Origin of the sequence: Dactylosporangium sp. NPDC051485 (genome assembly GCF_040682015.1) — a bacterium.
In the GTDB taxonomy this organism is placed as follows: domain Bacteria; phylum Actinomycetota; class Actinomycetes; order Mycobacteriales; family Micromonosporaceae; genus Dactylosporangium.
Window position 1 is genome coordinate 1 of record NZ_JBFAZW010000184.1, and the last position, 13,831, is coordinate 13,831.

At 73.5% G+C, this 13,831-nt stretch carries 14 protein-coding genes and 1 pseudogene; 9 read left to right on the forward strand and 6 right to left on the reverse strand.

Annotated elements, in window-relative coordinates; translation table 11 throughout:
- The coding region (locus AB0M46_RS49225) for a hypothetical protein (RefSeq protein ID WP_363348286.1) at window positions 1-1,639 on the reverse strand (1,639 nt) is incomplete at its 3' end.
- Window positions 1,640-1,689: 50 nt separating this feature from the next.
- Between AB0M46_RS49225 and AB0M46_RS49230 the strand changes: the two genes are divergently transcribed.
- The 6 genes from AB0M46_RS49230 (at window position 1,690) to AB0M46_RS49255 (ending at window position 5,983) form a co-directional block, all read left to right on the forward strand.
- The gene (locus tag AB0M46_RS49230; RefSeq protein WP_363348289.1) at window positions 1,690-2,076 is read left to right on the forward strand and encodes a VOC family protein; all 387 of its coding nucleotides are present in this window, start codon (window positions 1,690-1,692) and stop codon (window positions 2,074-2,076) included.
- 64 nt (window positions 2,077-2,140) lie between these two features.
- Window positions 2,141-2,971, forward strand: a complete 831-nt coding sequence (locus AB0M46_RS49235) for a lysophospholipase (protein ID WP_363348291.1) — start codon at window positions 2,141-2,143, stop codon at window positions 2,969-2,971.
- Between the two features lie 36 nt (window positions 2,972-3,007).
- Entirely contained in the window at window positions 3,008-3,364 is a 357-nt protein-coding gene (locus AB0M46_RS49240; protein ID WP_363348293.1) for a tetratricopeptide repeat protein, read from the forward strand.
- 69 nt (window positions 3,365-3,433) lie between these two features.
- Window positions 3,434-4,030, forward strand: a complete 597-nt coding sequence (locus AB0M46_RS49245) for a hypothetical protein (protein ID WP_363348295.1) — start codon at window positions 3,434-3,436, stop codon at window positions 4,028-4,030.
- 352 nt (window positions 4,031-4,382) lie between these two features.
- On the forward strand, window positions 4,383-4,904 hold the full coding sequence (locus tag AB0M46_RS49250; RefSeq protein WP_363348297.1) for a RidA family protein: 522 nt from the start codon (window positions 4,383-4,385) through the stop codon (window positions 4,902-4,904).
- 218 nt (window positions 4,905-5,122) lie between these two features.
- Window positions 5,123-5,983 (forward strand): helix-turn-helix transcriptional regulator, encoded by an 861-nt coding sequence (locus AB0M46_RS49255; protein WP_363348299.1) that lies wholly within the window; start codon window positions 5,123-5,125, stop codon window positions 5,981-5,983.
- On the opposite strand, the gene AB0M46_RS49260 is transcribed toward AB0M46_RS49255, so the two are convergent.
- The 3 genes from AB0M46_RS49260 to AB0M46_RS49270 all read right to left on the reverse strand — a co-directional run bounded on the left by AB0M46_RS49260 (window position 5,966) and on the right by AB0M46_RS49270 (window position 8,239).
- Window positions 5,966-6,217 carry a hypothetical protein gene (locus AB0M46_RS49260; protein ID WP_363348301.1) on the reverse strand — a complete coding sequence of 84 codons (252 nt, stop codon included), beginning with the start codon at window positions 6,215-6,217 and terminating at the stop codon, window positions 5,966-5,968. The two genes, AB0M46_RS49255 and AB0M46_RS49260, sit on opposite strands and share 18 nt — an antisense overlap.
- Before the next feature lie 26 nt (window positions 6,218-6,243).
- Window positions 6,244-6,969 carry a hypothetical protein gene (locus AB0M46_RS49265; protein ID WP_363348303.1) on the reverse strand — a complete coding sequence of 242 codons (726 nt, stop codon included), beginning with the start codon at window positions 6,967-6,969 and terminating at the stop codon, window positions 6,244-6,246.
- A 190-nt stretch (window positions 6,970-7,159) separates the two neighbouring features.
- Window positions 7,160-8,239, reverse strand: coding sequence for a Gfo/Idh/MocA family oxidoreductase (locus AB0M46_RS49270; protein WP_363348305.1), 1,080 nt, complete (start codon window positions 8,237-8,239; stop codon window positions 7,160-7,162).
- Window positions 8,240-8,354: 115 nt separating this feature from the next.
- Between AB0M46_RS49270 and AB0M46_RS49275 the strand changes: the two genes are divergently transcribed.
- A complete protein-coding gene (locus AB0M46_RS49275) occupies window positions 8,355-8,954 on the forward strand; it encodes a TetR/AcrR family transcriptional regulator (protein WP_363348307.1) in 600 nt (199 codons plus the stop codon).
- 1,004 nt (window positions 8,955-9,958) lie between these two features.
- A complete protein-coding gene (locus AB0M46_RS49280) occupies window positions 9,959-10,171 on the forward strand; it encodes a hypothetical protein (RefSeq protein ID WP_363348309.1) in 213 nt (70 codons plus the stop codon).
- Here AB0M46_RS49280 and AB0M46_RS49285 read toward each other — a convergent pair.
- Window positions 10,154-11,335 carry a cytochrome P450 gene (locus AB0M46_RS49285; RefSeq protein WP_363348311.1) on the reverse strand — a complete coding sequence of 394 codons (1,182 nt, stop codon included), beginning with the start codon at window positions 11,333-11,335 and terminating at the stop codon, window positions 10,154-10,156. The genes AB0M46_RS49280 and AB0M46_RS49285 overlap by 18 nt on opposite strands.
- A gap of 70 nt (window positions 11,336-11,405) precedes the next feature.
- Here AB0M46_RS49285 and AB0M46_RS49290 point away from each other — a divergent pair, with 70 nt between their 5' ends.
- The gene (locus AB0M46_RS49290; RefSeq protein ID WP_363348313.1) at window positions 11,406-12,053 is read left to right on the forward strand and encodes a hemerythrin domain-containing protein; all 648 of its coding nucleotides are present in this window, start codon (window positions 11,406-11,408) and stop codon (window positions 12,051-12,053) included.
- Window positions 12,054-12,059: 6 nt separating this feature from the next.
- On the opposite strand, the pseudogene AB0M46_RS49295 reads toward AB0M46_RS49290, so the two are convergent.
- Window positions 12,060-13,831 (reverse strand): annotated as a pseudogene (locus tag AB0M46_RS49295) (hypothetical protein); the annotation flags it as partial.

Consider the following 13,831-nt stretch of genomic DNA (forward strand, 5'->3'; position numbering starts at 1 on the left):
GCAGCGGCCAGCCGGCGGCCGCCCCGCCGAGGCGCAGCACGTGCTGGCGCAGGCGGTCGCGCTGCCCGGTGTCGAGGCCGGCGACCACGGTCGCGAGCGAGTCCTCGTGCCCGGTCGCGCCGGCCGGGACCGGCACGCGGCCGAAGGCCAGGTCGAGCAGGGCCGGGCCGACGAGGCCGCGCAGCCGGGTCTCCTCGCTGGCCCGCCGCTCCTCGGGGGCGGTGCCGTAGCGGGGGGTGCGCCCGGAGGCGAGCTGGGCGACCGCGGCGAACAGGGCATCCAGCAGGGCGGCGTCGCCGATCAGGGCGGCCAGCGGCAGCGTCTCCAGCGGGGAGGCGTGCGTGAAGCGGGTCACCGCGCCGGCGACGTCGGTGACGGGCACGGCGCCCAGGTCGGTGCCGTCGGCGGCCCGCACCTGCGCGGTGCGCCCGGCGAGGGCGGTCGCCTCCGCGGTGTACGTGTGCAGCCGCCCGTCGGCAGTCGCCCACGGCAGCTTCACCGCGGTCTCGCCGGCCGACACCACCAGCCCGTCGGGCGTGGTCGCGCCGGGGGCGAACAGGATCGCCTCGACCCGCTCGGCCAGCAGCCGTACCCCGAGCACCCGGGCCACGGCCGGCGCCGGCTCGGCGGGCGGCTCGGCCGCGAGGGCGTCGTCGTCCAGCGCGACCTCCCGGGCGTCGACCGCGTCGAGCAGCGAGGCGGTGACCTCCTGCAGCAGGCCGAGCTCGCAGTGCCCGCCCGGCTCGGCGCTGGTGGACTGCAGCGACTCCGGGGTGCAGTCCAGGCCGCCGGTGACGACGACGCCCGCGTCGCCGGTCCACCACTCGAGGGCGCCGGCGTGGACGTACCGCGGCGACACCGGCATCCGCACGGTGCTCTGCGGGGCGTCGTCCAGCGCGACCAGCAGGCCGACCGGGTCGCAGCGCACCCCGGCGGGCAGCAGCAGCCGGGTGGAGGCCGGCCGCACGTCCCGCACGATCTCGGCGAGGGTCTGCCCGGCGGGGTCGAACGCGGGCGCGCACAGGCTCAGCCGGTCCGCCCCCGAGGGGAACGGCAGCTGCTCGACGATCGGCACCTGGTCGTTGGTGAGCAGCAGCGGCTCGTCGGCCTCGGCGGCGTGCGGCCGGGCGGTGAGCAGCTTGGCCACCGCGGCGAGCCGCTCGGCGTCGGCCGGCTCGATCCACAGCTGCGCCGGCAGCCGCAGCAGCCACTCGGCGAGGTCGGTGATCAGGGTCGGCACCGTCGGGCCCTCGGCCCGCAGATGGGTCCAGACCTCGGCGTCGCGGCCCCAGCCCTCGGCGGTCGCGTCGCCGGAGCCGATGGAGACCTGCGCGGCGGTGCGCGAGGCGCAGATCACCACGCGGGCCCGGAACTGCCCGCCGGAGCGGCACACCACGGGCACCGGCAGCAGGTCCCGGATCGGGGCCTCGCCGTCACCGGGCGTGACCGGGCCGGAGGTGGCGTCGTACACGACGGTAACGGCCGCCCCCGCCGCGCGGGCCGGGCGGAGAAGCTCCTCGACGAATGCCAGGTCGCAGCGGTGCGTGAGGACGAGCACCTCCTCGGCGCCGCCGAGCAGCGGCGCGGGCGTCTGCGGGCTGTCGGCCGTGGCCGTCCATGCCGGGCCAGCTGTCAGCAACCTTCGGCTCCCTTCGGCGGCAACACCGTAGTCACATATACCTTGACGTCATGACCGTCCGCATCAGGCACATCACGATCGACTGCGCCGATCCGTACCGCATGTCCCTCTTCTGGAGCGCGGTCACCGGCTACCAGGAACAACCCAACGACCCGAACCTGCCCACGCATGATCAGGCGCTCGTCCTGGCCCCGGACGGCTCCGCCGGCCTGCTGTTCATCCGCGTCCCCGAGCCCAAGGCCGTGAAGAACCGCGTCCACCTCGACGTGCAGCCGCTGGACGCGACCCGTGACGTCGAGATCGAGCGCATTCTCGCCCTGGGCGCCTCTCTCGTCGGTGATTTCAGACGTCCAGACGGTACCGGCTGGGCAGTCCTGGCCGATCCGGAGGGCAACGAGTTCTGCGTCGAGCGCGGTGCGGCCGAGCGCTCATCCTGACAAATCGGGTGTAACCCCTCATCGCTGCTTGCGCAGGGGAGTCGGGCGGGCGCACCATGCAGCCATGCAGCGCGAGGAGCTGGCCCTCACCGGCGGTGGCGGCGCCCGGATCGTGTACGACGCCTGGACGCCCGAGTCGGCGGCCGCCGGTGTCGTCGTGCTCACGCACGGGATGGGCGAGCACGCCCGGCGCTACGATCACGTCGTCGCCCGCCTCGGCGAGCTCGGCCTCGCCGTGTACGCGCCGGACCACCGCGGCCACGGGCGCTCCGGCGGCAGACGCATGTTCGTGCGCAGCATCGCGGAGTACACCGGCGACCTCGGCCTGCTCTTCGCCGAGGTCCGCAGCCGGCACCCGGGCCAGGAGCCCTTCCTCATCGGGCACAGCATGGGCGCGATGATCGCCCTGGCCTACGCCCTGGACCACCAGGCCGGCCTGCGCGGGCTGGTGCTGTCCGGCACGCCGGTGCTGCCCGGCAAGGGCATCCCGAAGCCGGCCATCGCGGTCGCCAAGGTGCTGGGCCGGATCGCGCCCGGCTCGCCGGTGCAGACGCTGCCGTCCCGGCTGATCTCGAAGGACCCGGCGGTGGTGGCCAGGTACGACGCCGACCCGCTGGTCTACCACGGCAAGGTCCCGGCCGGCGTCGGCGGCGCGATGCTCACCCAGATGTCGGTCTTCCAGCGCCGCCTGCCCGAGCTGACGCTGCCCACCCTGCTGCTGCACGGCTCCGAGGACGGCCTGGTCGACGCCGAGTCGAGCCGGCTCATCGCCGCGCGGGCCGGCTCGGGCGACCTGACGCTGCACGTGTACGACGGGCTACACCACGAGGTGTACAACGAGCCGGAGCAGGATCGGGTCCTCGACGACCTGATCGGGTGGCTCGCGGCGCACTAGGGAACACCGGGCGCGGTGGCGGTGTTACAAGCTGCCATGAACGACGTGACCGCCGAGTACCGCAGGGGAGTCCTCTACTTCGACGCCGGCGACCCGATCGAGGCCGCCAAGATCCTCTCGACCGTGCTGGACGAGGAGCCGACCAACGCCGAGGTCCGCCTGTGGCTGGCCCGCGCCTACTTCGCCTCCGCGCAGCTCAACCGGGCCGAGCAGCACCTGCGCGCGCTGATCGAGCGGGACCCGAGCGACCACTACGCGTGCCACCTGCTGGGCCGCACCCTGGAGCGGCAGAACCGCAAGCGGGAGGCGCTGCCGTTCCTGCGCCTGGCGGCCGCGATGTCCTCGGTGCCCGATTACTCCGCGGCGGTACGCCGGGTCGCCGGGACCGGCTGACCAGCTCCTGCCCCCGGGCGAGGACCCGGGGGCAGCGCTGCGCCGGATGATCCCCTACGGTGGCCACTCGTGAGGCACTATCCGTGGGGCTCGTTGTTCAAGGGCATCTGGCGCACGCTCCTGCTGCTCGCGGTGACGACCGGCTTCGTCGTCGCCACCGGGACCCTCGCCGGTGGCCCGAGCTTCACCTGGCTGACGGTCGGCTCGGTGCTGTCGCTGTTCGCGGCGGTGCCGGGCTACCTGCTGTACCGGCTGGGCGCCCCCGACCACAGCGCCGGCAGCCGGGTCGTGCTCCTGCTCGTGCTGACCTTCGCGTCGTGGCTGGCCGCGCTGCTGGTCCTGCCCGTCTACATGTCCCGCGAGGGCACTCCGACCGACGCCGTGGTGACCCAGGTCCAGCGCGGCATCAGCAGCGTGCCGGAGCAGCGCTTCCCGGTGTACCGGGTCGAGGACCGCAGCAACAACGCGCCACTCGGCCGGCTGCGCTTCCTCGACAGCGAGCCGAAGGCCGGCGACACGGTGCGCGTGCGGGTCGACCCGCGCGGCTGGTTCAACGTCACCGTCTCCGACCCGACGGGCCGCTTCACCAAGCTCACCGCGCTGGTCGTGGCGGTGCTCGGACTGGTCGCGCTCATCATGGGCGCCGTCGGTCACATGCCGGACTGACCGCGCCGGGCCTTCCGCTGGGCCTTTCGCGGGGAGCCCGAGCGCCCCGCCCCACCTCCGCTCTGGCCCGTGCTCGGTGCCGGAGCCACGGTCGCGCCCACGCCCACGTGGGGGTCCGGGCGTCACCACAGGGAGGAACCAGTGCAGCAACGCGATCGCTCCTTCCACGACCCAGCGGTACACGCCCAGGCCGGAGCCGTGCCCGGTGCCGCGCCGGGCGAGGTGCGCAGTGATCTGGCCGCCCGGCACGGGCCGGGTCTGTGGCCGGTTTCGGCACGGCGGCCGGATCCGTGCCCGGTGCCGCGCCGGGCGAGGTGCGCAGTGATCTGGCCGCCCGGCACGGGCCGGGTCTGTGGCCGGTTTCGGCACGGCGGACGGCGTGCCGCGTTATTCGATGTCCGGCAGCCGCGGGCGCCGTGACAATGGGTCGATGATTGAGAGGTTCAATCCGTCCACCGTGCACGAACCGGCCGGATACAGCCATGTGACGATCTCCGAGGCCGGCCGGCTCGCGCACCTGGCCGGCCAGTGTCCCCTGAACCTGGCCGGCGAGGTCGTCGGCGTCTCGGGTGACTTCGCCGCACAGACCGCGCAGCTGATCACGAACTGTCTCGCGGTGTTGGACGCGGCCGGCGCAACGCCGGCGGACGTGGTGCGGTCGGTCGTCTACGTGGTGAGCCCCGACAGCGACGTGCTGTCCGCGGTCTGGCAGCAACTCACGGCGTCACCGTTGGCGGCGGCCTTCACCACGGCCAGCACATTGGTGGGGGTCGCCGCGCTGGGATACAACGGGCAACTCGTCGAGATCGACCTCACCGCCGCGTTGGAGAGCAAGCAGGACGTCATCCCCCAGGAAACGCCCGCGTCGGCTTGATCAGGCGCGCACAGCTGCCGGTGGATGGCTGGGCTACAGGGCCCCGGATTCTGGCCAGTTGGACCAATGCGTGTTACGGTGCGCGCCCACAGCGGCACGGGATGGATGTGACCCAGTGCCTCGGCAGACGGTGCCATCGATCGAGCAGCGTCGCACATGGCCACGAGTGGGACCGGCACTCCCTGGATGGCCCGCGAGGACTTCGGGACGATGAGGGCATGCAGCGCGACGACCTGGCCGACTTCCTGCGCCGCCGGCGGCTCGCCATCCAGCCCGCCGACGTGGGCCTCGCCGCCGGCCCGCGGCGCCGGACGGCCGGGCTGCGTCGCGAAGAGGTGGCGATGCTGGCCGGGATGTCCACCGACTACGTGGTGCGGCTCGAACAGGGCCGCTGCGCCCAGCCGTCCGCCCAGATGCTCACCGCCCTCGCCCGGGCCCTGCGGCTCGGCGACGACGAGCGCGACCACCTGTTCCACCTGGCCGGGCACCAGCCGCCGCCGTCGGTCGGCGCCGAGGCGCACGCCCGGGCCGGGCTGCTGCGGATGCTCGACCTGCTCACCGGCACCCCGGCGACGGTGATGTCGGACCTGGGGGAGACCCTGGCCCAGAACCGGATGTCGGTGCTGCTGCTCGGCGACCAGCGAAGCTTCCGCGGCGACGAACGGTTCCTCGCCTATCGGTGGTTCACCGGCGCGGGCAACCTGACCGTCGAGTACCCGCCGGAGGAGGCCGAGGAGCGCTGCCGCGCGCTTGTCGCCGACCTGCGGGCCACCGCGGCCCGGCGGCACGGGGACCCCGATGTGACCCGGCTCGTCGCGCGGCTGCACGCGGTCAGCCCCGGCTTCGCCCGCCGGTGGCAGGAGCACGAGGTGAAGGTGCGCCGGTCCGACCGCAAGCGCATCCACAACCCGCAGGTGGGCATGGTCGAGGTCGACTGCGAGACGCTGGTCACGCCCGACCAGTCCCAGCATCTCATCGTGCTCACCCCGGCGGCGGGCACCGACGCCGCCGAGAAGCTGGCGCTGCTCGGCGTGGTCGGGCTACAGCGGTTCGGTGATGGCTCACAGCAGTACCGGTAGCGCGGTGGTGCCCCTGATCAGGGTGCCGGGGCGCCAGGTCACGTCGGCCGGCGGGACGGCCAGGCGCATGCCCGGGAACGTGGCCAGCAGGTCGGCGAAGGCGATCTGAGCCTCCAGCCGGGCCAGCGGGGCGCCCGGGCAGTAGTGGATGCCGTAGCCGGACGCGAGGTGCTGGTTGTCCGGCCGGTCCAGGTCGAACTCGCCTTTGGGCCCGGCAGCAGTGTGCGCTCGCACCCAGTCCGATGTGGGAGGTCCAGGCCTCACCACAGGAAGACGACCACCGCCAGGACGGCGAGGAGCATCACGGCCGCGGCGACCGCCCAGGGCCAGTGCCGCGCCCGGGGGACAGGCCGCGCCGGGCCGGGTGCGACCGGCGGGACGAGCACCGGCTCGTCGAGTGCCGCCGGGACTCGGACGGGCGGGACGGGCACCGGCGCGGGCTCGTCGGCGCCCGCGATCGTCAGATCTGCATCCGGCTCGGCCGCGGTGGCCTGATCCGCGGTGGCCTGATCCGCGGTGGCGCGATCCGCGGTGGCCCGGTCGGTAACGGCCGGTTCAGCGGCGGCCAGGTCCGGGGCGGCGGGCGCGGCGGCGGCCCGGCCGGCGGCCTCGGCGCGGGCGATCAGGGAGGCGATGTGGACGCTGGCGGCGCGCAGCCGGGCGGCCTCCTTGGCGGTGAGCTTGCGCCCGCCGATGAGCGCGCAGGCCCGGGCGACGGCCACGACGAGCACCGGATCGGTGACCAGCTGCCGGTGGCCGTTGAACAGCGCCGCGATCGTGTTGCGGTCCGTGTCGACGCCGGGCGCCAGCTTGTGGGCGTGGATGACGTCGGCGAGATGGCGGCGGGTGCCTTTGGTCCGGGGCTTGGGTCGCAGGCCCTGCGGGCCCTTGCGCCCGCCCCGCGCTCCGGCCCGGGCGGCCGCGGTGGTGAGGGTGGCCACGAGTGCCTCGACCGCCTCGTCGACCGCCTGCCACCCATCCGCCACGGCCGCGATTCTTCCGGCCCGCTGTCGCCAGCCGGTGGCCGGGGTACGGCGAGAAGGCATCTTGCACAGCGGCACAGCGTGCGCACGCACCGGGACCGCGCGATGGCCTCTTCGCCTCCGACGCCCGCCTCGCCGCGGCCGGCGCGCCCGGCTGCCCTCGCCCGTGTCGGTGTGCGTCGCGCCGGGCGGGTTACGAGATTTCCCGGGCGATTCCATCGGCCGCGGACCGTTCGATGGCGGCGAGGAGCCGGTGGTGGCGCAGGGCGGTCTCGAAACTGGGGTGCGGCTGCCGGCCTTCGACGATGGCCTGGGCGACCTCCTGGTAGAGGGCCGCGATGTTGGCCGGCGGGCCGGACCGGACGCTGGCGGGGACGGTGCGACAGGTGTCGGGCACGGGGAGGACTTCGTCTCCGATCCTGATGTCCCAGTCGCCCCAGTGGATGAACATCCCAGGCTGGGCCGGGGTGGCGGTCAACGTCCCGTCGCTGCCGACGAGCTTGAGATGGAACCCACCGTAGGTGGGGCCGCTACCGCCGTGCACGGCGACGGAGGCGGTGGCGCCGCTCGTCAGCACTCCGTGCAGCAGCACGTGGCTGGGCGTGGCATTGGGTACGGTCTGCTGCGTCCCGGTGACCAGCACGCGGTCGTGCGTGCGGGGCAATCGTGCGGAGACCTCGGCCAGTGGGCCCGCGACCCGTTCGAGTGCTGCCAGGAAGTGACCAGCCATGATGGTCAGGATGTTGGTTCCCTCTGAGGGGTCGAGGCCGAACACCAGGTTCGGCAGGATTCGGCTGCCACCCCAGGGCGCGCCCTCCGCGACCAGCGCGACCGACTCGAGGGCCCCGATCCGGCCCTCGGCCAGGAGGTCGGCGACAAAGCGGGCGCTCGGGGAGTGGTGGCCCTGGAGGGCGACCGCGTGAACGACGCCTGCGGCGGTGGCGGCCTCGGTCAGCTCCCTCGCTTCGCCGGCGTCGACGCCCAGCGGCCACTCGGACACGACGTGCTTGCCGGCGTTGAGCGCGGCCCTCGTCACGGCGGCATGCTGGGAGGCCTTCACCGAGACGACGACCAGGTCGACGTCGGGGTGCGCGGCGAGCTCGCCCGCGCTGGCGAAGGCGTGCCGTACGCCGTGGGCGGCGGCCGCCCGGTCCGCGCTGGCCTGATTGGTGGTCGCGACCGCGGTCACGTCGAACGCCTCAAGCGCGGCGAGTGCGGGTAGGTGCGAGCCGTCCGCCCAACCGCTGGCCCCGACAACTCCGACTCGGATCATGCGTCACTCCTTAGCTATGTACCGTTCGGTACAAAACTAGAGTCGCGCGACGCGCTCACGCAAGAGGTAACGTACCGATGGGTACAAAACTTGGGAGAAACGTTCGGAGGACGGCATGCCCGGAGGGCGCCCACGCGCGTTCGACGCGGACAACGCACTCGACCGCGCGCTGGAGGTGTTCTGGCGGCACGGCTACGAAGGCACCTCGCTGGCCGATTTGACCGCCGCGATGGGCATCAACAAGCCCAGCCTCTATGCCGTCTTCGGCAACAAGGAGCAACTGTTCGGCAAGGTCCTCGCCCGCTACCTCGAGGGCCCCGGCGCCTACGCCGCCGACGCGCTGGCCGCGCCCACCGGCCGCGAGGTCATAGAGCGGCTGATCCGAGGAGCCGTGGACCTGACCGCGGGCGAGACCACGCCCCACGGCTGCCTGTGCGTCAACAGCGTGCACGCCTGCGGACCCGACGCGCACGCCGTACGCCAGGACGCCATCGCGGTGCGCAAAGCCGGTGAGGCGGCACTGCGCAGGCGGCTGGAGCAGGCCGACGATCTGCCCTCCCGCTACGAACCGGCCGCCCTGGCCGCACTCGTCCACACGATCTCGGACGGCCTCGCCGTCCAGGCGGCAGCCGGCCGCAGTCCCGACGAGCTGCGGCAGATCGGCGAGCTGGCGCTGTGCGCCCTGCTGACCGAAGGCCCGCACCACATCGAGTGATCACGAACTGTGACGTTGCAGGATGGATGGGCACCGTGCTGAAGGCTGAGCCGCAGGTCACGGCGGAGTTTGCATACGATTTGACGCGGATTTTGCACGATAGTTGGCACTGGGCATGCTCAGGGGTGCTCGCACGGTTCTGAGCAGCAATGCGTCTGGCCTGCCCGGCCGTATTCACTGAATTGCTCCGCGGGTGGCGCGTTGGGATGGTGCTCGGCCTTTCGCAGGTTTCGGCGGAATTGGCAGCCGGCCGGGCGTGGCGGATGCAAGAACCGGCTGCGATTCGCTGCCGATGAGCACGGATAGCGGCCGATTGTTCGACGCGTTGCCGCACTGGCGGGCCGGCGTGACGGCGGCGGGGGCGTTGGTGCGCGGCGGCCCGCGCGGGCGCGCCCGGTCTCTGCGGCGCCGTCCTTGCGGTCCGGCGGTGCGGGGTCGGTGTGGTCGGCGACGACCCGGTCGGCGGGGTGTTCGGCCTGTTCGGGCGGTAGCGTCGGCGGGACCTGCGTGGGGGCCGGGTCGGGCCGCTGATCGTCGGCCACGGTCACCGGCGGGACGCCACCATGGATGCGGCGTAGCTTCTGGGCGTGGCGCTGAGCAAGGCCCCAAGCTCGATGCTGCTCGTGTTCCCGGCGGAACTGCTCGGTTGCCGGGCAATAGCGCCGAGACCTGGTTCGGTCGCGCATGGCAGCCAATTCCGTGCGACTGAAGAATGACAGCTGCCCCATGAGATTGATTATCCCCGAGCCCGCCCGGAATCACCGCCCCGGACGGCAACGACAATGTCAAATGGTGCACGCTCATGCCGCCGTGGGGGCGCACCGACGCGTGCCGACCGAGGTCAGCCCGAAAATCGGGAGTATGCCATGAATGCAGTAAATCGGACTTGACGCCTGTCAGGGTATAAATACGATAAGTCGTGGCGCGCCAGCGCCCGACTTATCGGCCCACGGCCACCAGTGGGAGCGGCGCCGCCTGGATGCCCCGCGAGAACTTCAGGGACGATGAGGGGCATCCAGCGCGACGAGCGCAAGCGCATCCACAACCCGCAGGTGGGCACGGTCGGGGTCGGCTGCGAGACGCTGGTCCGGGCCGACCAGTCGCGGCAGCTCATCGTGCTCACCCCGGCGGCGGGCACCGGCGCCGCCGAGAAGCTGGTGTTGCTCGGCGGCGGCGGACTACAGCGGTTCAGGCATCGCTCACAGCAGTACCGGTAGCGCGGTGGTGCCCCTGATCAGGGTGCCGGGGCGCCACGTCACGTCGGCCGGCGGGACGGCCAGGCGCATGCCCGGGAACGCGGCCAGCAGGTCGGCGAAGGCGATCTGAGCCTCCAGCCGGGCCAGCGGGGCGCCCAGGCAGTAGTGGATGCCGTAGCCGAACGCGAGGTGCTGGTTGTCCGGCCGGTCCAGGTCGAACTCGCCCGGCGCCGGGAACCGCGACGGGTCGCGGTCGGCGGACAGCAGCGAGATGGCCACCATGGCGCCGGCCGGGATGGTCACGCCGCCGTAGGTTACCGCCTCCGTCGCCGTGCGCGAGGTGGCCGTCTCGACGGGGCTCTCCAGGCGCAGGAACTCCTCGACCGCGGCCGGGATCAGCGACGGGTCGGCCAGCAGCCGCCGGTGGGCGTCGGGCCGGGTCAGCAGGGTGTACATCCCGTTGCCGATGAGATTGACGGTCGTCTCGTGGCCGGCCAGCAGGAGCAGGAACGCCATCGAGGTGAGCTCGTCCTCGCTGAGCCGGTCGCCTTCGTCCCTGGTGGCGATGAGGGCGCTGAGCAGGTCGTCGGCCGGGTCGGCGCGCTTGCGGGCGATGAGCCCCAGCAGGTACGTCACGAAGGAGGTCGCCGCCTCGGGCACTCCCGGGCCGCCGGCCGAGGCCGAGACCAGCACCGATGTCCAGCGCCGGAAGTCGGTCTGGTCCTCGATCGGCACGCCGAGCAGCTCGCAGATGACCTGGATCGGCAGGTGCACGGCGTAGGCCTCGACGAGGTCGGCGCGGTCCCGGCCGCGCAGGGGCTCGACGAGGGCGGCGCTGAGCTCGGCGACCCGCGGGCGCAGCTGCTCGACCCGCCGGGCGGTGAACACCTTGGCCACGAGCCGCCGCAGCCGGGTGTGGTCGGGCGGGTCGGCGGCGAGCAGGTGGTGGGCCAGCGGGCTGCGCGTGGGCTCCGACAGCGACCGCGCGTTGTCGCCGGCGCCCTGCCGCTTCGACAGCCGCGGGTCGGCCAGCGCCTCCTTGCAGTCGGCGTAGCGGGTGACCAGCCAGACCTGCATGCCGTTGGGCAGGGTCAGCGGGTGGACCGGCGCCTCCTGCCGCAGGGCCGCGTAGACGGGGTGGGGGTCGTTCCAGAAGTCCTGCGTGAACAGCGTTGTCGTCGTCACGCATCAACGGTAACGAATCACCAAGCCGCTATTAAGTGCCTGCCAACCGATCGGGCTTCTGCTGTACCACATGAAGCAATCCGGACCGAATCTCCTCGGCATCACGATCAACCACCGCTCGATGCGCGGCGACGCGCGCCGGTTCGCCGAGGTCACGCGCGCGATGGCGCAGGGGCACACCGCGGGCACCCCGCAGCGGGCGCGGGAGATCCAGTGGTACCTCGGCAACCTCTGCACCGGCATCCACCACCATCACCAGGCCGAGGACGAGGTCCTGTGGCCGGTGCTGCGCGAGACCGCCGGCGCCGAGGTCGACCTGGGCGAGCTCACCGACGACCACCGCCAGCTCGACCCGCTGCTGGACCGGATCCGGGCCGAGGCCGCCGCGCTCGCCGCCGCCCCCGCCGACCGCGCCGTGGCGGGCCGCCTCGCCGACTCCCTGGCGACGCTGCGCGACCTGCTCGACGAGCACATCGAGGACGAGGAGCACACGCTCTTCCCGGTGATCCTGCGCTACGTCAGCGGCGAGCAGTGGCAGCGCGTGGAGAAGGCGGTGCGCAAGGGCTCGAAGGTGGGCTTCGAGCTGCCCCGGATCGAGCGCTACGCGGAGCCTCAGGAGCTGCAGGCGCTGTACCGCGAGGCCGGCCCCGTGCTGCGGCTGATCCTCGCCTCGGTGCGCGGCGGCTTCCTGCGCCGGGAGCGAGTGATCTTCGGCTGAGCGCCGCTACATCCAGGGCTTGGCGCCGACGCGGGCGGCCAGCTCGCGTCCGGCCCGCAGGTGGGCCTCCGACGGGCGGCCGAGCAGCTGCGCCAGGCGGCCCAGCAGCTGGTCGACCGGCGGCCCGGAGATGCTGCCGCTGGCCAGGCCGGCGAACTGGCCCGCCCACGGCAGCAGCAGCTCGTAGCAGTGCTCCGCGACCGCCGTGTCCCCGAGCGCGACCGCGTTCTCGGCCCGCAGCCCCATCCAGCCCAGCCAGTAGTAGTCCTCGCGGATCGGGACCCGCGGCCGCCAGCGGGCCCGGGCCTCGTCCAGCCGCCCGGCGTCGACGAGGGCCCGCACGATGAGCTCGTCGATCTCGTCGGGGGAGAACGCGCGGACCGCCTCGAGCACCGGCAGGCTGGTGTCGCCGCGGCCCTGGGTGAGCCGGACGAAGAAGATCCCGCCGGTGGCGACCAGGCCGGCGTTGGGCTGCCCGGCGGCCTCGATCCGCTCGCCCAGCTCGGTGTAGACGCGCTCGGCGGCGGCGTGATCGCCGGCGAACATGGCCCGGATCGCGCCCAGCATGGCCATCACCAGCAGGGTCACGCCGAGCTGGCCCGCCGTGGAGCGCTCCAGGGCCCGGTCCAGGTGGGCCTGGGCCAGCGCCAGGTCGCAGCGCTCCAGCGCGACCTGGTACAGCACGTGGTACGCCTGCGTCTGGAACCCCAGCGACCCGGCCCGCTCGGCCACCTCGAGCAGCTCGGCGGCGACCGCGGGCAGCTCGTGGCGGCGCTGCGGGTTGAGCACGGCGAAGTACCGGGCGTTGAGCGCCTGGCACAGCAGCAGGTCGTCGCCCCCGGCCCGGGCGATGCGCAGCGCCTCCGCGCTCGCCTCGGCGGCCCGGTCGACCTGGTCGCCCTCGATCTCGTACACCAGGCAGACCAGCATCCGGCAGCGAAGCGCGGCCGGCACGTCGTCCCGGGCGAGGGTGTCCTCGAACAGCTCGACGAGGTCGCGGTCGAGGTGCCGGTGCAGGCGGATAGTCCAGGCCACCGGGGCGTCGAACGCGCCGAGGGCCCGGGCGAGCGGCTCCGACCCGGGCAGCTGCCGGGCGGCCTCGATGGCCTCGGCCCGGGCGGACCGGGCGGCGATCACGTCGCCGGAGTTGGCCCGTCCGGAGACCAGCCCGCACAGCAGGTCGAGGCGCTGGGCCGGGTCGGCGGGCTGCTGCATCGCGAGGGCGTCGAGCGCCCCGGCGTAGAGCTGCGCGGCCTCCCCGTGGGCGAAGAGCGCGGCCGCCTGCCGGGCCGCGGCGGCGGCGTGGGCGGCGGCCCGGGCCGCGGTGCCCGGGGTGGCCGCGGCGAGCGCGTGGTGGCCGAGCGCGGCGACGTCCGCGGGGCGGACCCGCTCCAGCACGCCGAGGACCCGCTCGTGCAGCCGGCGGCGGCGCAGCTTCGGCATGTCGTCGTAGAGCACGTCGCGCAGCAGGGCGTGGCCGAAGCGGACCCGGCCCGGCGCGGGCTCCTCCAGCAGCCCGGCGAGCACCCCGGCCTCGAGGCCGTCGAGGACCGCGTCCTCGTCCTCGGCGAACGCCTCGCTGAGCACGTCGATGTCGACGTCGCGGCCGAGGACGGCGGCGTGGCGCAGCACCGTCTGAGCGGGCGCGGGCAGCCGGGCCAGGCGGCGGCGCAGCACGTGGCCGATGCCGGCCGGGATGGCCCGGGGTAAGGGTGCTGGAGATTGGCTGTGGCACCGGGCAGGCGACCGTGCCGCTGGCCGAGCGGGGCTACCGCATC